Genomic DNA, 23,018 nt, shown 5'->3' on the forward strand with positions numbered 1-23,018 from the left:
GGGGTCTCCTTAAAATACCGACTCGAAGGGGCCCATCTCGATCTGCACCGATTTGCTCTGGGTGTAGTGGGCCAGGGTCTCGAGGCCGTTCTCGCGCCCCACGCCGGACTGCTTGACGCCGCCCACCGGCATCTCGGCAGGAGATTCGCCCCAGGTGTTGATCCAGCAGATGCCGGCCTCCAGGCGGTGGATCACCCGATGGGCGCGGTTGAGGCGCTCGGTGAAGACGCCGGCGGCTAGGCCGTAGTGGGTGGCGTTGGCGCGGCGGACCACCTCCTCCTCGTCATCGAAGGTCAGCAGCGCCATCACCGGGCCGAAGATCTCTTCGCGCACGATGCGCATCTCGTCCGTGCAGTCGCTGAATACCGTGGGGGGCGCCCAGGCGCCCTCTTGCCATTCAATTCCGGCCCGTTGCCCGTCGCTCCAGTCTTCGCCGCCGGCCAGCAGCGTGGCGCCCTCCTGCTTGCCCAGGGCGATGTAGGAGAGCACCTTGGCCTGGTGCTCGAAGCTCACCAGGGGGCCGAAGTTGACGCTCGGATCCAGCGGGTCGCCGGCCTTGATGCGCGCCACCCGCTCGGCAATCTTCGTCGCGAAGGCGGTCTTGACGGCGCCTTGAACGAAGACCCGGGTGCCGTTGGTGCAGATCTGCCCGCTGGAGTAGAAGTTGGCCATCATGGCAGCATCGGCGGCACGGTCGAGGTCGGCATCGGCGAAGACGATCAGCGGCGACTTACCGCCGAGCTCCATGGTCACCTCCTTGAGGGTGGAGCCGCCGGCGGCGGCCATCACCTTCTTGCCGGTGCCCACCTCGCCGGTGAAGGAGATCTTATCGATGCCGGGGTGGCCGGTCATCAGCGCGCCGACGCTGCCGTCGCCATGGATCACGTTGAACACGCCATCGGGCAGTCCCGCCTCGGTGAAGATCTCGGCGAGTCGCAGGGTGGTCAGCGGGGTAACCTCGCTGGGCTTGAAGACCACGGCATTACCGGCGGCCAGCGCCGGAGCGCTCTTCCAGCAGGCGATCTGTAGAGGGTAGTTCCAGGCGCCGATCGCGCCGATCACGCCCAGCGGCTCGCGACGGGTATAGACGAAGGAGTCCTCGCGCAGCGGAATCTGGCTGCCCTCGATGGCCGACGCCAGGCCGGCATAGTACTCGAGGACATCGGCACCGGTGGTGATATCGACCGCGGTTGTCTCGCTGATCGGCTTGCCGGTGTTGCGTGTCTCGAGCTCGGCGAGCTCGTCATTGCGTTCTCTCAAGAGCGCCACGGCGCGGTTGAGGGTGCGCCCGCGCTGCATGCCGGTCATCGCCGCCCAGGTCCGCTGGCCACGGCGAGCCGCCGCCACGGCGGCGTCCACATCGGCTTCGGCGGCCTGCTGCACGTCGGCCAGCTGCGAGCCGTCGAAGGGGTTGATCACCGAGAAGGTCTCGCCGGAGGTGGCGGCGGTGTGACGGCCATCGATGTAAAGGGTCTGGGTCTCGAGAAATGCCATGGTGAGTGAGCTCCATTTAGGAAGGGGAGAGGGTATCTCGTGCATCGAGCAGGCGGTCGAGGTAATCCCGGGCTAGGCGGCGTGCCTCGTCGCTGTTCAGGCCTTCCAGAGTCAGGGCGCCGCGCAGCCACAGGCCATCGATCAGGGCGGCCAGTGCGCGGGCACAGGCACGCGCCTCGTCGCGAGGCATCAGGCGACGGAACTGGTGGCAGAGGTTGGCATAGAGACGCCGGTCATTGACCTGCTGCAGCCGCGCCAGCCCCGGCTTGTGCATGCTGCTCGCCCAGAAGGCCAGCCAGGTCTTGGCCACCGGCCCGGTGACCTGGCTGCGATCGAAGTTGCCGTCGATGATGGCGCCGATATGGTCCCTGGGGCTGCTGGTAGTGAGTGCGCCGCGCCGCGCCGCCACCGCCTCGCCCAGATCGCTGAGGATGTGGCGCATGGTGGCCTCCAGCAGGCCATCTTTGCCGCCGAAGTAGTGGCTGATGATGCCGGCAGAGACGCCCGCATGGCGGGCGATGCGCATCACCGTGGCATCGGCCAGGCCGACCTCGTCGATCGCCGCCATGGTGGCCGTGATCAACTGCTGGCGGCGGATGGGTTCCATTCCAACCTTGGGCACCGTTGCAGGCTCCTGTCTGGGAAATTGATCTTGCAACCACCCGGTAGAGCGTGGTTAACATAGGCACAGCTTGCCATTTCTTTATTGATCGTTCAATTAATAAAGATCTGGCAGACCAGCCCGTTGCCCGGTGCTGCTACTACCACCGCGGCGATACGGCATGTCACACAAGAGGAGTGCCTCCATGCTTACCCGTTACCTGAACCGCGGCCTGACTCTGGGGCTCGGGGCTAGCGCCTTGGGTCTTGCCATCTCGCCGCTGCAGGCCGCCGAACCCGAGAGCTGCGAGACCGTGCGTTTCGCCGAGGTCGGTTGGACCGATATCACCGCCACCACCGCGCTTGCCAGCGAAGTGCTGGAGGCGCTGGGCTACCAGGCCCGTGTCGATACCGTTTCGGTGCCGATTGCTTACCAAGGCTTGAAGAACGACGACTTCGACGTCTTTCTAGGCAACTGGATGCCCTCCATGGCATCGATCAGCGATCCTTACGTCGAGGATGGTGATGTCGATCGCCTGGCAGCCAACCTGGAAGGTGCCAAGTACACCCTTGCGGTACCCCAGTATGTCTATGATGCCGGCGTCACCTCGGTGGCTGATCTCGATGAGCATGCCGAGCAGTTCGACAGCCAGATCCATGGCATCGAAGCCGGCAATGATGGCAACCAGTTGATCCAACAGATGATCGACGACGACGCCTTTGGGCTGGGCGACTGGAAGCTGATCGATTCCAGCGAGGCCGGCATGCTCGCCGAGCTGAGCGCCCGGGTGCCGGAGAAGCAGTGGATGGTGTTTTTGGGCTGGGAGCCGCACCCGATGAACACCAACTTCGACATAGCTTACCTGTTAGGTGCTGATGACTACTTCGGCCCAGACCTGGGGGGTGCCACCGTCTATACCAATACCCGTGGAGGCTATGTGGAGGAGTGCCCCAATGTCGGCAGGTTACTGGAAAACCTCGAGTTTACCCTCGAGATGGAAAACCAGCTGATGGCCGAGATCATGGACAAAGGCACCGATCCCCGCGACGCCGCCCGTGCCTACCTGCAGGCCAACCCTGAGGTTCTGGAGGTCTGGCTGGAGGGAGTCGAGACGCGAAACGGCAAGCCCGCGCTGCCGGCGGTCAAGCGCGCCCTTGACATCGAGACCTGAGGACTCGCGCGGGCTTGCCATGCAGCGGGCCCGCGTGCATAATCGCTCCGCGTTGCTCGGCTGCGGTCGGGCAAGCCGTTGATAAGGCTACGTAGCTCAGCTGGTTAGAGCACATCACTCATAATGATGGGGTCCCCTGTTCGAGTCAGGGCGTAGCCACCAGGACAGACCTAAACGCCCGCCAGGCCCTTCGCCCCGGCGGGCGTTTTCGATCGGCGCCTGGCAAGGGGCACGATACCGGCCGCTTGACCTGGCGCGCGCTATCCGTATACTACGCCCCGTGCTTGAGGTCATTCCCCGATAGCTCAGCTGGTAGAGCAAATGACTGTTAATCATTGGGTCGCAGGTTCGAGTCCTGCTCGGGGAGCCAGTATCGCTTATACAGCGAGGCTTACGTCGATTTATCACGCACATTGCGGCATGCGGTCATTCCCCGATAGCTTAGTTGGTAGAGCAAATGACTGTTAATCATTGGGTCGCAGGTTCGAGTCCTGCTCGGGGAGCCAACCGCTCCTACCTGCCTGCCGCATCCCCCCTAGCTAGTGCAAGTGCATCATTCTGCATTCTTCCCCGATAGCTCAGTTGGTAGAGCAAGTGACTGTTAATCACTGGGTCACAGGTTCGAGTCCTGTTCGGGGAGCCAATCCTGTCGGTTGCTGATTTCGCCTTGCCGGTTGAACGCCGTGGCGCCTCTCGCCATGGGTGGCGTGGCTTGTCGTCGGCGAAGCGAGCATCCAACGTGAAACGTGAGACGACGGACCCGATGGCCCGACGTCTGGTGTCTTGCAGATGGACGCAGGGCAGAATGGAGCGCAGGCCATGGGCCTGCGCGTTTAGCCAGTCTGCCTATTCAGTTGCGTTCCGCGTAGTGCAAGGGGGTCTCGAGCTGGCGGTAGTCGAGCAGGATCTGCGCTGCCTCGCGAATCTGGGCACGATCGATCGGCTCCTGGTCGCCGTCCTCCGCGCTGCGGGGCTCATCCTCCCATTCCTCCAGCGGTGCCAGGCCTAGGGCGCGACGGCGTTCGTTCTCCAGGGCGAGCTGTTCGGCCTCCTGAGCCTGAACCTCGCGCTGGCGCTGTTCGCGATTGAGGCTGACGCTGGTGTGCTGCTCGCGCAGCTTGCGGCTCAGCGCAGACTGCTGCTCGAGGTAGTGGAAGTTCGGCTGCTGCTCGGCACGCTCCTGATGACGGCTGCGCAGCGTCGCCAGGTACTGACGTGGCTCGCCGTAGGTACGGTACTGCACCTTGCGTACGGTGTCCCACGGCAGGGCGTTGTCGAGACTGCTCTCGCCGATCATCTCCGGGTCGATTAGGCTCGGGAAGCGGATGTCCGGCTCCACCCCGCGGTGCTGGGTGCTTTCCCCGGAAATGCGATAGAACTTGGCGCGGGTCAGCTTGATCTCGCCATGGCTGAGTTCGTTGAGGGTCTGGACCGTGCCCTTGCCGAAGGTGTCGGTGCCGATCACCAGGCCGCGGCCATAGTCTTGGATGGCGCCGGCGAAGATCTCGGAGGCCGATGCCGAGAGGCGGTTGACCAGTACGGCCAGTGGGCCGTCGTAGAGCGTACCGCTCTCGGTATCCCCGTAGAGGCTGATGCGGCCACGGGCATCGCGTACCTGCACCGTGGGACCGCGGTCGATGAACAGTCCGATCAGCGTGTTGGCTTCCTGCAGGGCGCCGCCGCCGTTATTGCGCAGGTCGAGCACGATGCCCTCGATGCCTTCGGCCTGGAGCCGCTCCACCTCCTTGGCCACGTCACGCGTGGTACTGCGATAGTCCTCTTCACCGGCCTGCCAGGCATCGAAATCCACGTAGAAGGCAGGAATGGTGATTACGCCCAGGCGGTGGGTGCCGTCATCACGCTCGATCTCGATAACCTCGCCCTGGGCGGCCTGATCCTCCAGTTCCACGGTGTCGCGGGTGATCTCGATGACCCTGGAGCGCGTCATGTCGACGGCCTGGGCGGGTACCACCTCAAGGCGGACTACCGAGCCCTTGGGGCCGCGGATCATGTCGACCACGTCATCAAGGCGCATGCCCACCACGTTGATGATCGCTTCGCCCTCCTGGCCCACGCCGATGATGCGGTCGGCCGGTTGCAGGTCGCCGGCTCGCTCGGCGGGGCCGCCGGGTACCAAGCTTGATACCTTGACATATTCGCCGTCGGCCTGGAGCAGGGCGCCGATGCCCTCCAGCGAGAGGCGCATCTGGATATCGAAGGACTCGCCCTGGCGCGGCGAGAGATACTCGCTGTGGGGGTCGATGCTGCCGGTCACCGCCGCCATGAACAGGCCGAAGACATCCTCCTGGTTGGTCTGGCGCAGGCGCGAGAGCTGCCCCTCGTAGCGCTGGCGCAAGGTGTTTTCCACCTGTGCGGCATCCTGGTCGTTGATGGCCAGGGTCAGGGCGGCATTCTTGAGTCGCTTCATCCACAGCGCGTCCAGCGTCGCCTGCTGGCCGGCCCAGGGGGCATCCTCGCGCTGCAGTTCCAGGCGCTGGTTGCTATCGAAGGAAAAGTCGAGGCCTTCATCGAGTCGGGCGAGCAGCCACTCGAGACGTGATTCGGTGCGCTCCTGGTAGCGCTGATAGAGGGCGAAGGGCCGCGCCAGCTCGCCGTCGAGCAGCGCCTCGTCCATGCCCGTCGCCAGGTCGCTGAAGGCGGCAACGTCGCGGTCCAGCAGGTAGGCCCGCTGGCCATCCAGGATATCCAGATAGCGAGAGAAGGCGCGTTGCGACCAGCCGTCGTCGAGGCTGACATCCGCATAGTGGCCATAGCGCAGCGATTCGGCCACTTCCACGGAGACCTGACGCTGAGCGTCGTTCGGCTCGATGGCCGCCAATACCGGCGTGGTGGCCAGCAGCAGGGCTAGGGCCACTGAACGCCCAAGAGTGACAAACAGGCTCATTGATGAAGCTCTCCCCGATTCGTGTACACTGATATTTATTAAGACTTCGATTCGGCTGACGAGTTGCATGGACGAAGCGTCCATTGTATCAGCTTGCGTGTGTTGCCAAGACGCCTGAAATGCCCAGTGATAGAGGAATTCCATGTCCCAGGATGCCCGACTCGAGCGCCTGCTCGACTTCCTGCGTCGATCCCCCACGCCCTGGCATGCCACGGCCCACCTGGCTGAGCGCCTGGAAGCGGCCGGCTACCGGCGTCTCCTGGAGACCGACGCCTGGCAGCTTTCCCCTGGCGAGCGAGTCTACGTCACCCGTAACGATTCCTCGCTGGTCGCCCTGCAGTTGCCCCGCGAACGGCTCCAGGCGCTGCGCCTGGTGGGGGCTCATACCGACAGCCCGGGTCTGCGCCTCAAGCCATGCCCGGCGCAGTATTCGACAGGCTGGCTCCAGCTTGGCGTGGAGGTCTATGGCGGGGCCCTGCTGGCTCCCTGGTTCGACCGTGACCTGGGCCTGGCCGGCCGCGTCCACCTGCGCCACGCCGATGGTCGTATCGAGGGCGTGCTGCTCGATGTCGACAGGCCGGTGGCGATTATTCCCAGCCTGGCCATCCATCTCGATCGTGAGGTCAACAATGGCCGTGCTCTCAATGCCCAGACCCAGATGGCGCCGGTCTTCCTGCAGGGCGGCGAGCAGCCCGACTTCGAACGCCTGCTCAAGCGCTGGATCGCCGAGCAGCACGGCCTTGAGGACGTCGAGCTCCTCGACTTCGAACTCGCCTTGCGCGACATGCAGTCACCGGCTCTGGTCGGCGTCGACGCTGAGCTGATCGCCAGTGCCCGGCTCGACAACCTGCTCTCCTGCTTCATCGGCCTGGAGGCTCTGCTGGAGAGCGACGGCCGCCAGGGGGCGGTGCTGGTAGCCAATGACCACGAGGAGGTGGGCAGCGCCAGCGCCTGCGGTGCCCAGGGACCTTTCCTCGGCGACGTGCTACGGCGAGTCAGCGATCAGCTCGGCGAGGCGGGAGAGGAGGGCTTCATCCGCCTGATTCAGTCCTCTCGGCTGATCTCGTGCGACAACGCTCATGCCCTGCACCCCAGCTTCCCGGACAAGCACGATGCCGCCCACGGGCCGCTGCTCAACGGCGGGCCGGTGATCAAGGTCAATGCCAGCCAGCGCTATGCTACCAACAGCGCCACGGCAGCGCTGTTTCGTGAGCTTTGTCGCGCGGTCGAGGTGCCGGTACAGAGTTTCGTGACTCGCGCCGATATGGGCTGCGGCAGCACCATCGGCCCGATCACCGCCACCGAGCTCGGCTTGCCGACCCTGGACGTGGGGCTGCCCCAGTGGGCCATGCACTCGATCCGCGAGACCGCCGGCGCCCGGGATGTGGAGTACCTGACGCGGGTGCTCACCGCCTTCTTCGATTGCTCCGAGCTGCTCTGATACTTCAGCGGCAAGGTACGGGTTGTGATGAGCTAGGTGTGACGTGACGATGGAGCCCTCGCCATGCCCGGTGCGCTGTTGCTTGCCAAGCCTATGAGGTCAGATGGCCAGCCGATATATCGTCGGTCAACGACCACGCCAGTCTGCGATGAACCCGATCCTCAATGAGTGATGCCCAAAAACCCGCCTAGTGAACTAGGCGGGTTTTTGGGTAGTGTTCGGGTATCTGGTGGCTACGCCCTGATTTGAACAGGGGACCCCATCATTATGAGTGATGTGCTCTAACCAGCTGAGCTACGTAGCCAAATAATGGGGCGAAAGCATACGCAGTTTGCTTTCTCGGGTCAAGGCCAAGGCTATCTGCGATAGCCTTGGCCTGAAGCTGTCGAAATTGAGCCTTTGGTCGTAATCTGCTAGTTTGTCATCCCATCCTGGTGCGGCTCCCTGTCGTGCCTACCGATCACGTTTCGAAGGTTCTCCATGACACGCTATATCTTCGTGACCGGCGGTGTTGTGTCCTCGCTCGGCAAGGGCATAGCGTCGGCCTCGCTGGCGGCGATTCTCGAGGCACGCGGCCTCAGGGTCACCATGCTCAAGCTCGATCCCTACATCAATGTGGATCCAGGTACCATGAGCCCCTTTCAGCATGGCGAGGTGTTCGTCACCGAGGATGGCGCCGAGACCGACCTTGACCTGGGCCACTATGAGCGCTTCATCCGCACGAAGATGACCCAAGCCAATAACTTCACCACCGGGCGCGTCTACGAGCACGTGCTACGCCGCGAGCGCCGCGGCGATTACCTGGGCGGAACGGTCCAGGTGATTCCGCATATCACCGACGAGATTAAGCGTCGCGTCTATGCCGGCGGCGAGGGCTTTGACGTAGCGCTGGTCGAGATCGGCGGTACCGTGGGTGATATTGAGTCGCTGCCCTTCCTGGAATCGATCCGCCAGATCCGAAGCGAACTGGGCGCGAGCCGGGCGATCTTCATGCACCTGACGCTGGTGCCCTATATCAAGACCGCCGGCGAGACCAAGACCAAGCCGACCCAGCACAGCGTCAAGGAGCTGCGCTCCATCGGCATCCAGCCGGACATCCTGATCTGTCGTAGCGAAGTGGAGCTCGAGGAGAGCGAGCGGCGCAAGATCGCGCTGTTCACCAACGTGGAAGAGCGGGCCGTGATCCCGCTGCAAGACGCTGACACCATCTACCGCATTCCGCTGATGCTCCACGAGCAGGGCCTAGATGATATCGTCTGCGACAAGCTGCGTCTCGAGGCGGTCGAGGCCGACCTCGGCGAATGGGTGCATGTGCTCGACGCCAAGCTCAATCCGTTAAAGTCGATCAACATCGCCATGGTCGGCAAGTACATGGAACTACTCGACGCCTACAAGTCGCTCAACGAGGCGTTGATCCACGCCGGCATCCAGACCCGGGTCAAGGTCAATGTCGACTATATCGATTCCGAGGACATCGAGCGCCATGGCAGCGAGCGTCTGGCCGGCAAGGATGCCATCCTGGTCCCCGGCGGCTTCGGTGAGCGCGGGGTGGAAGGCAAGATCGCCACGGCACGTTTTGCCCGTGAGAACGCTATTCCCTATCTCGGCATCTGCCTTGGCATGCAGGTGGCGGTGATCGAATTCGCCCGCCACGTGGCCGGCTGGGGGGATGCCAATTCCACCGAGTTCACCCACGATACCCAGCACCCGGTGGTTGGCCTGATTACCGAATGGCTCAGCCCAGAGGGCAAGGTGGAACTGCGTGACGCGGCTTCCGATCTCGGCGGTACCATGCGCCTGGGCGGGCAGGTCTGTCAGCTCAAGGCCGGCTCCAAGGCCCGCGAGACCTATGGCAGCGACGAGATTGTCGAACGTCATCGCCACCGTTTCGAGGTCAACAATCAGTTCATCGATGAGCTCGAGCAGGCGGGACTCGTGGTCGCCGGAAAGAGCGTCGACCATTCCCTGGTAGAGATGGTCGAGCTGCCCGACCATCCCTGGTACGTGGCCTGCCAGTTCCATCCGGAGTTCACCTCCACGCCTCGTGATGGTCATCCGCTATTCACCGGTTTCGTCAATGCGGCGCTGGAACACAAGGCGGCCCGCATCCGTGCTCACTCTTCCCATCCGGCGTGAGGCCCATGTCCGCGATGAGCGCGTCTACCCTTGAGCGGCATGGTCCTGAGAGACAGAGTCCTGAGCGGCATATCTCCGTCGCCGGCCTGACGGCCGGCAATTCATTGCCATTGATGCTGCTGGGCGGCATGAATGTGCTGGAGTCCCGCGAATTGGCCCTCGAGGTCGCCGAGACCTACGCGACGGTGACGAGCCGGCTGGGCATGCCCTACGTCTTCAAGGCAAGCTTCGACAAGGCCAACCGCAGCTCCATCCACTCCTTCCGCGGCCCAGGGCTGGAAAAGGGGCTGGAGATCCTGGCTGAGGTCAAAGCGCGTTTCAACGTGCCGATCATCACCGACATCCATGACCCCTGGCAGGCCGCACCGGCGGCCGAGGTCGCCGATATCATCCAGCTGCCCGCCTTCCTGGCGCGCCAGACCGACCTGGTGGTCGCTATGGCCAAGACCGGGGCGGTGATCAACATCAAGAAGCCGCAGTTCCTCGCCCCCCACGAGATGCGCCACATCATTCGCAAGTGCGAGGAGGCCGGCAACGACAGGTTGCTGCTTTGCGAGCGCGGCTCCAGCTTTGGGTATAATAATCTGATTGTTGATATGCTCGGCTTCGGTGACATGAAGCAGACCGGGTATCCGGTCTTCTTCGATGTCACCCACTCCCTGCAGCGCCCCGGTGGGCGGGCCGACAGCGCCGGTGGGCGGCGGCAGCAGGTCGCCGAGCTGGCCCGTGCGGGGGTGGCGGTCGGCCTGGCCGGTCTCTTTCTGGAGGCTCATCCCGATCCCGACAACGCCAAGTGTGACGGCCCCTGTGCCCTGCCGCTGGACAAGCTCGAGCCCTTCCTGGCTCAGCTCAAGGCCGTCGATGACCTGGTGAAGGGGTTTGCCCCGCTCGAGATTTGCTGATTCGCCCCACGCTGACACGACAAGGACCCACAACAATGACCGACAAGATGACCAAGATCGTTGAACTTCACGCCCTCGAGGTACTCGATTCACGCGGCAATCCCACCGTGCAGGCCGAGGTGCGCCTGGAAAGCGGTGCGGTGGGTGTGGCCTGTGCGCCCAGCGGGGCCTCTACCGGCTCCCGCGAGGCGCTGGAGCTGCGCGATGGCGACAAGCACCGCTACCTGGGCAAGGGCGTGCTTAAGGCCGTGGAGGCCGTCAACACCACCATCCGTGAGCGTCTGCTGGGCATGGATGCCCGTGACCAGCGCGGGTTAGACGACGCCATGCAGGTGCTAGACGGCACTGACAACAAGGCCAACCTCGGCGCCAACGCCATCCTCGCCGTCTCGCTGGCGGCGGCCAAAGCCGCCGCCAATGCCAAGGGCATGCCGCTCTACGCGCATATTGCCGAGCTCTACGGTCAGCCCGGGACGTACTTGATGCCGGTGCCGATGATGAATATCCTCAACGGTGGCGAACATGCCGACAACAACGTCGACATCCAGGAGTTCATGATCCAGCCGGTGGGGGCGCCGACCTTTCGCGAAGGGCTGCGTATGGGGGCCGAGATCTTCCATGCCCTGAAGAAGGTGCTCAGCGCCCGGGGACTTGCCACCTCGGTGGGTGACGAGGGCGGCTTCGCACCGAATCTCGACTCCAATGCCGAGGCTCTGGCGGTCATCCAGCAGGCCGTGGCCGACGCCGGCTACCGCCTGGGCGACGAGGTGACCCTGGCGTTGGACTGTGCCTCCTCCGAGTTCTATCGGGAGGGTAAATACGACCTCTCCGGCGAAGGCAAGGCCTTCGACGCCGCCGGCTTCGTCGGCTACCTGGCCGAGCTCTGCGAGCAGTTCCCGATCGTCTCCATCGAGGATGGCATGGACGAGTCCGACTGGGACGGCTGGAAGGCGCTGACCGAGCGCCTGGGCGACAAGGTCCAGCTGGTGGGCGACGATTTGTTCGTCACCAACACCCGGATCCTCAAGCGCGGCATCGACGAGCAGATCGGCAACTCCATCCTGATCAAGTTCAACCAGATCGGCTCGCTCTCCGAGACTCTGGAGGCGATCCGCATGGCCCAGGATGCCGGCTTCACCGCGGTGATCTCCCATCGCTCCGGCGAGACCGAGGACACCACCATCGCGGATCTCGCCGTGGGCACCTGCGCCGGCCAGATCAAGACCGGCTCGCTGAGCCGCTCGGACCGCGTCGCCAAGTACAACCGCCTGCTGGTCATCGAGCAGGAACTGGACGGTGCGGTGGGCTATCCGGGGCGCGCCGCCATCAAGGGGCAGTAAGCGAACAGCGTTGCCTTTTGCGCGACCTGCTGTAGGAGATCGCCTACAGCGTGGCGAAGAGATATGCTATTTCTGCATCGGAAAGGCCCACTCCTCACGGGGTTGGCCTTTTTATTTGATTGATTTAAAAGGATTTAATTTTCGCGGTGATGAATGGGTGGGCTGCAATGACTTTGGCCGGCCCATCATGGGCGGGCTTGCGCGGCAATGCGGCTATGTCACACTGCATTCGGGATGTGGGAGAGCAGCGAGGCTCTTTCGGCAGGATGCAACGGGATGCGTCAGTGATGCGCTCGGTGCGGCAGGACGCCGCTCCCGGGCAGGGAAACCATCACGGGAGTCAGGCGGAGGGAACCGCCTGTGGATCAGCTGGGAGCGGGCGGCCTGCGGGCCGCCTTTTTGCCGAGTGTTCCCCTTATTCGCTCAGGGCAGAGACGACAAGGCCGGATGTTATGCAACATCCGGCCTTGTCGTCTCCGTCCGCGTTAGCAGCTCAGCGCTCGAGCAACTCCAGCTTGCCTGGCTTGCCGTCCCACTCCTCGGCATCCTCCGGCGGATCCTTCTTCTCGGTGATATTAGGCCACACCTCGGCCAGCTCGGCATTGATCTCGATGAACGCCTCCTGGCCCTCAGGCAGCTCATCCTCCGAGAAGATCGCCTCGGCGGGGCATTCCGGCTCGCACAGTGCGCAGTCGATGCACTCGTCGGGGTGGATCACCAGGAAGTTGGGGCCCTCGTAGAAGCAGTCCACCGGGCAGACCTCGACACAGTCGGTGTACTTGCACTTGATGCAGTTCTCGGTGACGACGAATGTCATGCCAGTCTCCCATTCTCTGACCGTGGCGGGGGGCGGCCGCTAGTCGATGATGTAATATTGGTTATAAGAAATAGCATTCTTATAATTTAAGTAATTTTATCGAGCCATTCTAGTCGTGGCGAGGGCAACCTCGCAAGCCGGGCTCGGCGCCATTGTCGGCCATTTACAGGGTTTCCTTCCAGCGGTAGAGCAGCTCGAGTGCCTGACGGGGCGACAGCGCGTCGGGGTCTAGGCGGTCCAGCTGCTCGACCAGCGGGTGGGGCGTGCTGGCAAAGAGGTCGGCCTGGCGGGGCGCAGCCGGCCGTTCTCCCTCGCCGGTCGGCAGCCGGCTGCCCTGGTCGACCTCCTGCTGCTCCAGGGTGGCGAGCTTCTCCCTGGCGCGGGCGATGACGCTGTGAGGGACACCGGCGAGCTGGGCCACCTGCAGGCCGTAGCTCTGGCTGGCCTGACCCTCTTCCACCCGGTGCATGAAGACGATCCCGTCGCGATGCTCCGTAGCGGTGAGGTGGACATTGTCCACTCCCTCGGCCTGCTCGGCCAGCGCCGTCATCTCGAAGTAGTGGGTGGCGAAGAGCGTAAAGGCGCGAGTGCGGGTCAGGTGCTCGGCGCTGGCCCAGGCCAGCGAAAGACCATCGAAGGTGCTGGTGCCGCGGCCGATCTCGTCCATCAGCACCAGGCTCTCGTCGCTGGCATTGTGCAGGATGCTGGCGGTCTCGGTCATCTCCACCATGAAGGTGGAGCGCCCGCCGGCCAGATCGTCCGAGGAGCCGATGCGGGTGAAGATGCGGTCCACCGGGCCAATGGCGGCTGCATCCGCCGGCACGAAGCTGCCGGTATGAGCGAGCAGGGTGATCAGCGCAGCCTGACGCATGTAGGTGGACTTGCCGCCCATGTTGGGGCCGGTGATGACCAGCATGCGCCGCGTATCGTCCAGCACCAGGTCGTTGGGCACGAAGGGCGTCTCGGTGACCTGTTCCACCACCGGGTGGCGGCCACCGCGGATGTCGATGCCCGGTGACTCGGGTAGCGCCGGGCGCACGAACTCCAGGGCCCGGGCGCGCTCGGCGAAGGTGCATAGCACGTCGAGGGCCGCCAGCGCCCGCCCGGTGCCCTGCAGCGCGGCGAGCTCGGTGTTGAGGGTGTCGAGCAGGCTGTCATAGAGCAGCTTCTCCCGGGCCAGGGCGCGGGACTTCGCCGAGAGGGCCTTGTCCTCGAACGCCTTGAGTTCCGGGATGATGAAGCGCTCGGCGTTCTTGAGGGTCTGGCGGCGCACGTAGTCGGCGGGGGCGTCACGGGCCTGGGCGCGGGGGACCTCGATGTAGTAGCCATGGACCCGGTTATAGCCCACCTTGAGGCCGGGCAACCCGGTGCGTTCGCGCTCCCGGGTCTCCAGGCGGACCAGGTAATCGCCGGCATGCTCGGCGAGCCCGCGGTGCTCGTCGAGCTCGCTATCGAAGCCCTCGGCGATCACCCCGCCGTCGCGGATCACCACCGGTGGGTTCTCCACCAGGGCGCGGGTCAGAGTGTCGGCCAGTGCCGGGAAGGGCTGGATATGGTGGCGCAGCTCGTCCAGCGCGGAACCTTCGGCGTAGGCCTCGAGGGCAGCCTGAAGCTCGGGCAGGGCGACCAGGGCGTCGCGCAGGCGGGCCAGGTCGCGCGGTCGCGCGCTGTAAAGGGCCACCCGGGCGAGGATCCGCTCCACGTCGCCGATCGCCTTGAGTGACTCACGCAGGGTGGCGAAGCCCTCGCCGTCGAGCAGCAGCGCCACGGCTGTCTGACGGTCTACGACCTGGGCGCGGTCGCGTAGCGGACGGTTGAGCCAGCGCTTGAGTAGCCGCGAGCCCATGGCCGTGGCGGTGGTGTCGAGTACGCTGGCCAGAGTGTTGTCGGCGCTGCCGCCGAGGTTGACGTCGATCTCCAGGTTGCGGCGGCTGGCGGCATCGATCACCACGGCCTCGTCGCGGCTCTCCACGCCGATGGCGGTGACATGGGGCAGGGTCGTGCGCTGGGTGTCCCGGGCATAGTCGACCAGTACGCCGGCGGCGGTGATCGCGGCCTCCAGGTGGGCGCAGCCGAAGCCGCGCAGGTCCTGAACCTGGAACTGGTCGCACAGGGTGCGCGTCGCGCTATCGAGATCGAACAGCCAGTCGCTCTGGCGACGCAGGCCACGGCGGCCCTCAAGCACCGTCGGCAGGGTCAGGCTTTCAGCCACCAGCAGCTCGGCGGGATCGAGGCGCATGAGCTCGGCGAGCATTTCGCTTTCGCCCTCGACCTCCAGCACGTTGAAACGGCCACTGGAGAGCTCCAGCCAGGCCAGGCCCCAGCGCTCGCCGAGCGGGGCCACGGCGACCAGCAGGTTGTCGCGGCGGGCATCCAGCAGCGCCTCGTCGTAAAGGGTGCCTGGCGTCACGATGCGCACCACGCGGCGCTCCACCGGTCCCTTGCTGGTGGCGGGATCGCCGATCTGCTCGCAGATCGCCACCGACTCCCCGGCGGCCACCAGCCGGGCCAGGTAGCCTTCAGCGCTGTGGTAGGGCACCCCGGCCATGGGGATCGGCTGGCCGGCGGACTGGCCACGCTGGGTCAGGGTGATGTCGAGCAGGGCGGCGGCACGCCGGGCATCGTCAAAGAACAGCTCGTAGAAGTCGCCCATGCGATAGAAGAGCAGCACGTCGGGGTGCTCGTGCTTGATCTTCAGGTACTGGCTCATCATCGGGGTATGCTGGGCACTGGCCTGTGACATCGGGTTCCTGCTCTGGCGGTTGACGGAGGGCTGGCGTCGAATGTGCCATGCATGTCGCTGGCAAAGCCGTTATTGTACGGAAAAGTCATCGCTCACGCGCGGCCGAGCTTGTCTCGGCCGCTGCGAATGCCTAGGAGTCATGCCATGCCCACCCGCGCCTCCCGCCTGAATGATCTCGACCTCACGGCTCTCGCCGAGCGACTAGGCGAACGGTGCCGCGAGCATGGCATCACGGTGACCGCAGCGGAGTCCTGCACCGGGGGCGGGGTGGCCAGCGCCATCACCGCCGTGGCCGGCAGCTCCGAGTGGTTCGAGACCGGCTATGTGACCTATGCCAACGGCGCCAAGACTCGCCTGCTGGGCGTGCCGGAGGCGCTGCTGGCCGAGCATGGGGCGGTGAGCCGACAGGTTGTCGAGGCGATGGTGGCCGGTGCCTGCCGCGATAGCGGTGCCGGGCTCGGCGTGGCGATCAGCGGGGTGGCCGGCCCCGGCGGGGGCAGTCCCGACAAACCGGTGGGCACCGTCTGGCTGGCCTGGGGCGATGCCGAGCGGGCCGAATCGGCGTGCCGTCATTTCGCCGGCGACCGGGCGGCCGTGCGCGAGCAGGCCGTGCGCGAGGCGCTGATCGGCCTGGTGGGGCGGCTGGAGGCACACTGATGCCACACCAGGCCGCGCTGGCGTGACCGCAACGCTGGCCGCGCCGAGATTTTTTCGCCATACTACTGTGCAGTCATACAGTATTCCAGAGACCCCAGATTCAGGAGGCCCGTGATGGCTCAGGACGAAAACCGCAGCAAGGCGCTGGACGCCGCCCTTGCCCAGATCGATCGCCAGTTCGGCAAGGGCACCGTGATGCGCCTGGGTGATACCCCGCGCGTGGTGATGCCCTCGGTGTCCACCGGCTCGCTGGGCCTGGACATCGCCTTGGGTATCGGCGGCCTGCCGCTGGGCCGGGTGGTCGAGATCTTCGGCCCCGAGTCCTCGGGCAAGACCACCCTGACCCTCTCGGTGATCGCCCAAGCCCAGAAGCAGGGCAAGACCTGCGCCTTCATCGATGCCGAGCATGCCCTGGACCCGAGCTATGCCGAGAAGCTCGGCGTGAACCTGGATGACCTGCTGGTTTCCCAGCCGGATACCGGCGAGCAGGCCCTCGAGATCTGCGACATGCTGGTGCGCTCCGGCGGCGTCGATGTGATCGTCATCGACTCGGTGGCGGCGCTGACCCCGCGCGCCGAGATCGAGGGCGAGATGGGCGACTCCCATGTCGGCCTGCAGGCCCGCCTGATGTCCCAGGCCCTGCGCAAGATCACCGGCAACATCAAGAACGCCAATTGCATGGTGGTGTTCATCAACCAGATCCGCATGAAGATCGGCGTGATGTTCGGCAGCCCCGAGACCACCACCGGCGGCAATGCGCTCAAGTTCTACGCCAGCGTGCGCCTCGACATCCGCCGCACCGGCTCGGTCAAGCAGGGCGATGAGGTCACCGGCAACGAGACCCGTGTCAAGGTGGTCAAGAACAAGATCGCGCCGCCGTTTCGCCAGGCGGAGTTCCAGATCCTCTATGGCAAGGGGATCTATCATGCCGGGGAGGTGGTCGACCTGGGCGTGCAGTGCAAGCTGATCGACAAGGCGGGGGCCTGGTACAGCTACCAGGGCAACAAGATCGGTCAGGGCAAGGCCAACGCCGCCCAGTTCCTCGAGGACAATCCGGCGGTGATGGAGGAGATCGAGAACCAGATCCGCGCGCAGCTGCTCGCCCCCGTGGAGCCCAGGAAGGAAAAGGAGCAGGCCGTCGACGAGGCACTCACCGCCGAGCCCGGCCGCGACGACGACCCCTTGTAAGCCATGCGGGGTCACTCCTCCGGCGGCGGTGAGCCGTCGCCCCGAGACGATGCCATCCACCTGCTGGCCCGTCGCGAATATTCCCGTGCCGAGCTGGCAAGTCGGCTTGCGGCGAAGGGGCATGAGGCGGCGACCATTGCCGAGTGCCTCGATGCCCTGGCCGAACAAGGCCTGCAGTCCGATGACCGCTTTGCCGAGAACTTCCTGCGTTCACGCATCCTGCGCGGCCAGGGCCCGCTGAAGGTCCGTGTCGAGCTCGAGCGGCGCGGCCTCGACCGCGAGGTGATCCAGCGTACCCTTGTCGAGAGCGAGCAGGCCGGCCAGGGCGACTGGTTCGCCCTGGCCGGCGAGGCGCTCAGGCGGCGCTTCACCGGACCCGGCGAGTCGCCTCGCGAGCGCGCCCGCCGCGAGCGCTTCCTGGCAAGCCGCGGCTTCGATTTCGACCAGGTGCGCCATGCCCTGGAGCACGCCTGGGACGAGGACAGCTCTTCAGTCCCTTGACAGCTGCGCTATAATGGCCCTCTTTTCGAACGCCCGGGTGGCATTCCGCGGTACCCCGATGCGCCTGGAGACCGCGCGTCGTGGGGTCCGCCTCGCGCCAGCGTCGCCCGCCGGGTCACCCCGTTCATCGCCACGGATATGCCATGAAAAGCGCAGACATCAGACAGGCCTTTCTGAGTTACTTCGAGGCGCACGGCCATACCGTCGTGCCCTCCAGCTCACTGGTTCCCGGCAACGACCCGACTCTGCTGTTCACCAATGCCGGCATGGTGCCGTTCAAGGAGGTTTTCCTGGGGCGCGACCCTCGCCCCTACGTGCGCGCGGCCTCGGCCCAGCGCTGCGTGCGTGCCGGCGGCAAGCACAACGACCTCGACAACGTCGGCTATACTGCCCGCCACCATACCTTCTTCGAGATGCTGGGCAACTTCAGCTTCGGCGACTACTTCAAGCGCGAGGCCATCCACTTTGCCTGGGAGTTTCTGACCCAGACTCTGGGGTTGGCGAAGGAGAAGCTGTGGGTCACCGTGCATGTCAGCGACGACGAGGCCGAACGCATCTGGAAGCACGAGGTGGGCATCGACCCCGAGCGCTTCTCGAAGCTCGACGAAGACAACTTCTGGCAGATGGGTGACACCGGCCCCTGCGGCCCCAGCTCCGAGATCTTCTACGACCATGGCCCCGAGGTCTGGGGCGGACCGCCCGGCAGCCCCGAGGAGGACGGCGACCGCTACATCGAGATCTGGAACCTGGTATTCATGCAGTTCGATCGCGACGCCGAGGGCACCATGAACCCCCTACCCAAGCCCTCCATCGACACCGGCATGGGCCTGGAGCGCATCGCCGCGGTGATGCAGGGCGTGCACTCCAACTACGAGATCGACCTGTTCCAGAGCCTGCTGGCCTCGGCGGCACTCCACACCGGCCACGCCGACACCCGCAATCCCTCGTTGCGAGTCATCGCCGACCATATCCGCTCGTGTGCCTTCCTGATCGCCGATGGTGTGCTGCCTTCCAACGAGGGGCGTGGCTATGTGCTACGCCGAATCATTCGCCGTGCCATTCGCCACGGCCACAAGCTGGGCGCCCAGGGCCACTTCTTCCACAAGCTGGTGGGCGCGCTGGACGTGGAAATGGGCGACGCCTATCCGGAGCTGCGCGAGGCGCGCCACCAGATCGAGCGTGTGCTGCTCAAGGAGGAGGAGCAGTTCGCCCGCACCCTGGAGCATGGCATGGGCCTGCTCGAGGAGGCGCTGGTGGGTCTCGAGGGCGAGGTGCTGCCCGGCGAGACGGTGTTCAAGCTCTACGACACCTACGGCTTCCCCTATGATCTGACCGCCGATGTCTGCCGCGAGCGTGGCGTGACCCTCGACGAGGTCGGCTTCGAGCGTGCGCTGGCGGCCCAGCGCGAACGCGCCCGGGCGGCCAGCCAGTTCGGCGCCGACTACGGCACCGAACTGGAGCTGGAGGGTGAGACCGCCTTTACCGGCTACGAGCGCCTCGAGGATCGCGCCATCGTTACCGCCCTGGCGGATCGGCAGGGCAACCCCCAGAGGCACCTTGTCCCCGAGCTGAAGGCGGTCGTCGTGCTCGACCGCACGCCCTTCTATGGCGAGTCGGGGGGCCAGGTGGGCGATACCGGCTACTTATACCTCGAAGATGGCGGCCGCTTCCTGGTCGAGGATACTCAGAAACAGGGCGGCCACCACCTGCACCACGGCGTACTGCTCGAGGGAGAACTGACGGTCGGCAGCGAGGTGCGCCCCGAGGTTGATGCCAAGCTGCGCGCCGCCATCATGCGCAATCACTCTGCCACCCACCTGATGCACAAGGCGCTGCGTCTGGTGCTCGGCGAGCATGTGGCGCAAAAGGGTTCGCTGGTCACGCCCGAGCGGCTGCGCTTCGACTTCAGCCACTTCGAGCCGATGAGCGATGCACAACTGGCCGAGGTGGAGCGCCTGGTCAACGAGCAGATACTCGCCAACGCCCCGACCCGGATCGAGCAGATGACCCTTGATGAGGCTAAGGCCAAGGGTGCCGCGGCGCTGTTCGAGGCCAAGTACGCCGATAACGTGCGTGTGCTGACCATTGGCGCCGACGATTTCTCCATCGAGCTGTGCGGCGGCACTCATGTGACGCGTAGCGGCGACATCGGCTGCTTTCATATCGTCAGCGAGCAGGGTACCGCTTCCGGGGTGCGCCGCATCGAAGCGATCACCGGTGAGCAGGCGCTGGCCTGGTTTCGCGATCAGGAGGCGCGCCTCAATCGCATCGGCGAACGCCTCAAGGCCACGCCGGAGCAGGTCGAGGAGCGCATCGAGTCGCTGCTCGAGCGCAATCGTCGCCTGGAGAAGGAGCTCGAACGCCTCAAGGCCAAGCTGGCAAGCGCTGCGGGCAACGACATGGTCAACGAGGCCCGCGAGGTGAAGGGTGTCAAGGTGCTCTCCAAGCGTCTCGACGGCGTGGCTGGCAAGGAGCTGCGTGGCATGCTCGATCAGCTCAAGAACAAGCTGGGTTCCGGCATCGTGGTACTGGGCGTGGGCGACGCCGAGGCCGGCAAGGTGAGCCTGATCGCCGGCGTCACCGATGACCTGACCGGCCGGGTCAAGGCTGGCGAGCTGGTCAATCACGTGGCGGCCCAAGTCGGTGGCAAGGGGGGTGGCCGGCCCGACATGGCCCAAGCCGGCGGCAGCGATGTCACGGCGCTGCCCGGGGCGCTTGCCAGCGTGCCGGCCTGGGTCGAGCAGCGGTTATAGCAGGTTCTCGATGGGCTCGGCGGCAGCGATGCTTCGGGTCGCATATCTGATTGTTCACCTTTCACTCATCCGGGTGCGGCGCGCACTCGACGCACGAGGGAAATCGGTATATGGCTCTATACGTACAGAAATTCGGTGGCACCTCGGTGGGTTCCGTGGAGCGCATCAAGGCGGTGGCCGAGAAGGTCAAGGGCTTTCGCGATGCTGGCCACCAGGTCGTCGTCGTGGTCTCCGCGATGAGCGGCGAGACCAACCGCCTGATCGGCATGGCCAACGAGATCAACGACGAGCCGACGCCACGCGAAATGGACATGCTGGTCTCCACTGGCGAGCAGGTAACCATCTCGCTACTGGCCATGGCGCTACACAAGCTGGGCGTCCCAGCGACTTCCTATACCGGCTCCCAGGTAGGCATCCAGACCGATAGTGCCTATACCAAGGCGCGCATCCAGCGCATCGAGACCGATGAGCTGCAGGCCGACCTGGACGAAGGCCAGGTAGTGGTGGTCGCCGGCTTCCAGGGCGTCGACGAGGAAGGCAACATCACCACCCTTGGCCGCGGCGGTTCCGATACCACCGGCGTGGCGCTGGCGGCGGCCCTGAAGGCCGACGAGTGTCAGATCTATACCGACGTCGACGGCGTCTATACCACCGACCCACGAGTCTGTTCCAGGGCGCAGCGCCTCGACACCATCACCGTGGAGGAGATGCTGGAGCTGGCGAGTCTCGGTTCCAAGGTGCTGCAGATCCGCGCCGTCGAATTTGCCGGCAAGTACAATGTCCCGCTGCGCGTGCTGTCCAGCTTCGAGGATGGCCCCGGCACTCTGATCGTTGCAGACTCCGACCAAGACGAGGATTCCATGGAAGAACCACTGATCTCCGGCATCGCCTTCACCGCCAATGAAGCCAAGCTGACCCTGCTCAATACCCCCGACGTGCCGGGTGTGGCCTCGCGTATCCTGGGGCCGATCGCCGATGCCAACATCGAGATCGACATGATCGTCCAGAACGTCGCCCCGGCCGGTGATTACACCGACTTCACCTTCACGGTGGCCAAAGGCGACTATAAGCAGACCATGAAGATCCTCCAGGAGCAGGTCATCCCTGACCTGGGCGGCGGTGAACTGCTTGGTGACGACAACATCGCCAAGGTCTCGCTGGTGGGCGTGGGCATGCGCTCCCATGCGGGCGTGGCTGCAAAGTTCTTCCGCGTGCTGGCCGACGAGAACATCAACATTCGCATGGTCTCCACCTCCGAGATCAAGATCTCCGTGGTGATCGACGAGAAGCATATGGAGCTGGCGGTCAAGGCTCTGCACAAGGCTTTCGGTCTCGACAAGAGCGATATCGAGCCCGAATAAGTCTCCCTTGGGGCGATCACCTTCTACGCTACTAAGGAAGAGGCCGTGATAGCCGTACCACGGGGCTTCCTTTCAACGTGGTAGGGGTGTCTCATGGCCGTGCCATTGGTCAGGGACGACGACTTGGCGCACAATGTCGGTTCGTCGTGCCTGCCGGCGAGCATCCCGCAGCCAAAAGTCTGAGAAGGAGATCAGTCATGCTCATCCTGACCCGCCGTGTCGGCGAAACCCTGATGATCGGTGATGACATCACCGTGACCGTCCTTGGTGTCAAGGGCAACCAGGTTCGCATTGGCGTCAATGCCCCCAAGGATGTCGCCGTGCATCGCGAAGAGATCTACCAGCGCATTCAGCGTGAGAAGTCCGAGTCCGGTCTCCAGGGCGATGACGAGGGATGACGATCTCAACGGCAAGCGCGCTGCGCGGGTCATGCGAAAAAGCGGTCGGGGTTGCTGGACAATGGTCTTCTAAAACGGTAGGATGCGCACCGTGTCGATGAGGGAGAGGTGGCCGAGTGGCTGAAGGCGCTCCCCTGCTAAGGGAGTAAGGGGTTTATAGCCTCTTCGAGGGTTCGAATCCCTCCCTCTCCGCCATTGTCGTCACGCTAAGGTCCAGCGCCCGTAGCTCAGCTGGATAGAGTACCTGACTACGAATCAGGTGGTCGGAGGTTCGAATCCTCCCGGGCGCGCCATCTTCACCCGGCATGTGGTCGGCCCCTTGCCGATCGGTTGATCCCCGCAACGTACCTGCTTGTTGCCTTACGCGCCCGTAGCTCAGCTGGATAGAGTACCTGACTACGAATCAGGTGGTCGGAGGTTCGAATCCTCCCGGGCGCGCCAGATATCGACCCGTCCTCTCTGTGAGGGCGGGTCTTCTCTATATTCCGCCGCTGTGGCGAGGTTTTCTCTCTTGTGTCAGGCCCGGTGGTCTGCTACCCGGGTCGGCGTTCCACGGGCGCCGGCCCCGGCGATCGTTTGAGGCGCCGTCGCCATGCGAGGGGCGCCTCTT

General features: G+C 64.7%; 16 protein-coding genes and 8 tRNA genes. 18 read left to right on the top strand and 6 right to left on the bottom strand.

Going from position 1 to position 23,018, the window contains the following annotated elements; all coding sequences use genetic code 11:
• Positions 1-9: 9 nt before the first annotated feature.
• The gene (gene betB, locus DFO68_RS09725) at positions 10-1,494 is read right to left on the bottom strand and encodes a betaine-aldehyde dehydrogenase (protein WP_133483469.1); all 1,485 of its coding nucleotides are present in this window, start codon (positions 1,492-1,494) and stop codon (positions 10-12) included.
• 16 nt (positions 1,495-1,510) lie between these two features.
• Positions 1,511-2,116, bottom strand: coding sequence for a transcriptional regulator BetI (betI, locus tag DFO68_RS09730; protein WP_208107400.1), 606 nt, complete (start codon positions 2,114-2,116; stop codon positions 1,511-1,513).
• A 184-nt stretch (positions 2,117-2,300) separates the two neighbouring features.
• Between betI and DFO68_RS09735 the strand changes: the two genes are divergently transcribed.
• From DFO68_RS09735 to DFO68_RS09755, 5 genes are all read left to right on the top strand, one after another.
• A complete protein-coding gene (locus tag DFO68_RS09735; protein ID WP_133483470.1) occupies positions 2,301-3,266 on the top strand; it encodes a choline ABC transporter substrate-binding protein in 966 nt (321 codons plus the stop codon).
• Positions 3,267-3,351: 85 nt separating this feature from the next.
• Positions 3,352-3,428 (top strand) — tRNA-Met (locus DFO68_RS09740).
• Between the two features lie 132 nt (positions 3,429-3,560).
• Positions 3,561-3,636 (top strand) — tRNA-Asn (locus tag DFO68_RS09745).
• A gap of 60 nt (positions 3,637-3,696) precedes the next feature.
• A tRNA-Asn gene (locus DFO68_RS09750) sits at positions 3,697-3,772 on the top strand.
• A gap of 61 nt (positions 3,773-3,833) precedes the next feature.
• Positions 3,834-3,909 (top strand) — tRNA-Asn (locus DFO68_RS09755).
• A gap of 207 nt (positions 3,910-4,116) precedes the next feature.
• Here the strand turns inward: DFO68_RS09755 and DFO68_RS09760 are convergent.
• Positions 4,117-6,171: a carboxy terminal-processing peptidase gene (locus DFO68_RS09760; protein ID WP_133483471.1), complete on the bottom strand. Its 2,055-nt coding sequence runs from the start codon at positions 6,169-6,171 to the stop codon at positions 4,117-4,119.
• A 142-nt stretch (positions 6,172-6,313) separates the two neighbouring features.
• On the opposite strand from DFO68_RS09760, the gene DFO68_RS09765 reads away from it, so the two are divergent.
• A complete protein-coding gene (locus tag DFO68_RS09765; RefSeq protein ID WP_133483472.1) occupies positions 6,314-7,612 on the top strand; it encodes a M18 family aminopeptidase in 1,299 nt (432 codons plus the stop codon).
• Between the two features lie 227 nt (positions 7,613-7,839).
• Here DFO68_RS09765 and DFO68_RS09770 read toward each other — a convergent pair.
• A tRNA-Met gene (locus tag DFO68_RS09770) sits at positions 7,840-7,916 on the bottom strand.
• Between the two features lie 176 nt (positions 7,917-8,092).
• Between DFO68_RS09770 and DFO68_RS09775 the strand changes: the two genes are divergently transcribed.
• The 3 genes from DFO68_RS09775 to eno are packed head-to-tail and all read left to right on the top strand — an operon-like array spanning position 8,093 to position 11,990.
• On the top strand, positions 8,093-9,748 hold the full coding sequence (locus tag DFO68_RS09775) for a CTP synthase (protein WP_133483473.1): 1,656 nt from the start codon (positions 8,093-8,095) through the stop codon (positions 9,746-9,748).
• Between the two features lie 5 nt (positions 9,749-9,753).
• Positions 9,754-10,650 carry a 3-deoxy-8-phosphooctulonate synthase gene (kdsA, locus tag DFO68_RS09780; RefSeq protein WP_243726477.1) on the top strand — a complete coding sequence of 299 codons (897 nt, stop codon included), beginning with the start codon at positions 9,754-9,756 and terminating at the stop codon, positions 10,648-10,650.
• A gap of 47 nt (positions 10,651-10,697) precedes the next feature.
• A complete protein-coding gene (gene eno / locus DFO68_RS09785; protein WP_133483524.1) occupies positions 10,698-11,990 on the top strand; it encodes a phosphopyruvate hydratase in 1,293 nt (430 codons plus the stop codon).
• 493 nt (positions 11,991-12,483) lie between these two features.
• On the opposite strand, the gene fdxA is transcribed toward eno, so the two are convergent.
• Positions 12,484-12,807, bottom strand: coding sequence for a ferredoxin FdxA (fdxA, locus tag DFO68_RS09790; RefSeq protein WP_133483474.1), 324 nt, complete (start codon positions 12,805-12,807; stop codon positions 12,484-12,486).
• 163 nt (positions 12,808-12,970) lie between these two features.
• Positions 12,971-15,550: a DNA mismatch repair protein MutS gene (gene mutS, locus DFO68_RS09795; RefSeq protein ID WP_133483475.1), complete on the bottom strand. Its 2,580-nt coding sequence runs from the start codon at positions 15,548-15,550 to the stop codon at positions 12,971-12,973.
• Positions 15,551-15,694: 144 nt separating this feature from the next.
• Here mutS and DFO68_RS09800 point away from each other — a divergent pair, with 144 nt between their 5' ends.
• The 9 genes from DFO68_RS09800 (at position 15,695) to DFO68_RS09840 (ending at position 22,849) form a co-directional block, all read left to right on the top strand.
• Entirely contained in the window at positions 15,695-16,207 is a 513-nt protein-coding gene (locus tag DFO68_RS09800) for a CinA family protein (protein ID WP_133483476.1), read from the top strand.
• Between the two features lie 114 nt (positions 16,208-16,321).
• Entirely contained in the window at positions 16,322-17,395 is a 1,074-nt protein-coding gene (gene recA, locus DFO68_RS09805; protein ID WP_133483477.1) for a recombinase RecA, read from the top strand.
• Between the two features lie 3 nt (positions 17,396-17,398).
• A complete protein-coding gene (locus tag DFO68_RS09810; protein WP_133483478.1) occupies positions 17,399-17,896 on the top strand; it encodes a regulatory protein RecX in 498 nt (165 codons plus the stop codon).
• A 143-nt stretch (positions 17,897-18,039) separates the two neighbouring features.
• A complete protein-coding gene (gene alaS, locus DFO68_RS09815; protein ID WP_133483479.1) occupies positions 18,040-20,649 on the top strand; it encodes an alanine--tRNA ligase in 2,610 nt (869 codons plus the stop codon).
• Between the two features lie 110 nt (positions 20,650-20,759).
• Positions 20,760-22,010, top strand: coding sequence for an aspartate kinase (locus DFO68_RS09820; RefSeq protein WP_133483480.1), 1,251 nt, complete (start codon positions 20,760-20,762; stop codon positions 22,008-22,010).
• 197 nt (positions 22,011-22,207) lie between these two features.
• Positions 22,208-22,408: a carbon storage regulator CsrA gene (csrA, locus tag DFO68_RS09825; protein ID WP_133483481.1), complete on the top strand. Its 201-nt coding sequence runs from the start codon at positions 22,208-22,210 to the stop codon at positions 22,406-22,408.
• A 102-nt stretch (positions 22,409-22,510) separates the two neighbouring features.
• Positions 22,511-22,603 (top strand) — tRNA-Ser (locus tag DFO68_RS09830).
• Positions 22,604-22,624: 21 nt separating this feature from the next.
• A tRNA-Arg gene (locus DFO68_RS09835) sits at positions 22,625-22,701 on the top strand.
• A gap of 71 nt (positions 22,702-22,772) precedes the next feature.
• Positions 22,773-22,849, top strand: a tRNA-Arg gene (locus DFO68_RS09840).
• Positions 22,850-23,018 lie beyond the last annotated feature (169 nt).

Source organism: Halomonas ventosae, from assembly GCF_004361885.1.
Taxonomy (GTDB): Bacteria; Pseudomonadota; Gammaproteobacteria; order Pseudomonadales; family Halomonadaceae; genus Halomonas; species Halomonas ventosae_C.

Coding starts and splice junctions, on each gene's coding strand:
- betB (WP_133483469.1), bottom strand. CDS start 1,494: ATGGCATTTCTCGAGACCCAGACCCTTTACATCGATGGCCGTCACACC.
- DFO68_RS09735 (WP_133483470.1), top strand. CDS start 2,301: ATGCTTACCCGTTACCTGAACCGCGGCCTGACTCTGGGGCTCGGGGCT.
- DFO68_RS09760 (WP_133483471.1), bottom strand. CDS start 6,171: ATGAGCCTGTTTGTCACTCTTGGGCGTTCAGTGGCCCTAGCCCTGCTG.
- DFO68_RS09765 (WP_133483472.1), top strand. CDS start 6,314: ATGTCCCAGGATGCCCGACTCGAGCGCCTGCTCGACTTCCTGCGTCGA.
- DFO68_RS09775 (WP_133483473.1), top strand. CDS start 8,093: ATGACACGCTATATCTTCGTGACCGGCGGTGTTGTGTCCTCGCTCGGC.
- kdsA (WP_243726477.1), top strand. CDS start 9,754: ATGTCCGCGATGAGCGCGTCTACCCTTGAGCGGCATGGTCCTGAGAGA.
- eno (WP_133483524.1), top strand. CDS start 10,698: ATGACCAAGATCGTTGAACTTCACGCCCTCGAGGTACTCGATTCACGC.
- fdxA (WP_133483474.1), bottom strand. CDS start 12,807: ATGACATTCGTCGTCACCGAGAACTGCATCAAGTGCAAGTACACCGAC.
- mutS (WP_133483475.1), bottom strand. CDS start 15,550: ATGTCACAGGCCAGTGCCCAGCATACCCCGATGATGAGCCAGTACCTG.
- DFO68_RS09800 (WP_133483476.1), top strand. CDS start 15,695: ATGCCCACCCGCGCCTCCCGCCTGAATGATCTCGACCTCACGGCTCTC.
- recA (WP_133483477.1), top strand. CDS start 16,322: ATGGCTCAGGACGAAAACCGCAGCAAGGCGCTGGACGCCGCCCTTGCC.
- DFO68_RS09810 (WP_133483478.1), top strand. CDS start 17,399: ATGCGGGGTCACTCCTCCGGCGGCGGTGAGCCGTCGCCCCGAGACGAT.
- alaS (WP_133483479.1), top strand. CDS start 18,040: ATGAAAAGCGCAGACATCAGACAGGCCTTTCTGAGTTACTTCGAGGCG.
- DFO68_RS09820 (WP_133483480.1), top strand. CDS start 20,760: ATGGCTCTATACGTACAGAAATTCGGTGGCACCTCGGTGGGTTCCGTG.
- csrA (WP_133483481.1), top strand. CDS start 22,208: ATGCTCATCCTGACCCGCCGTGTCGGCGAAACCCTGATGATCGGTGAT.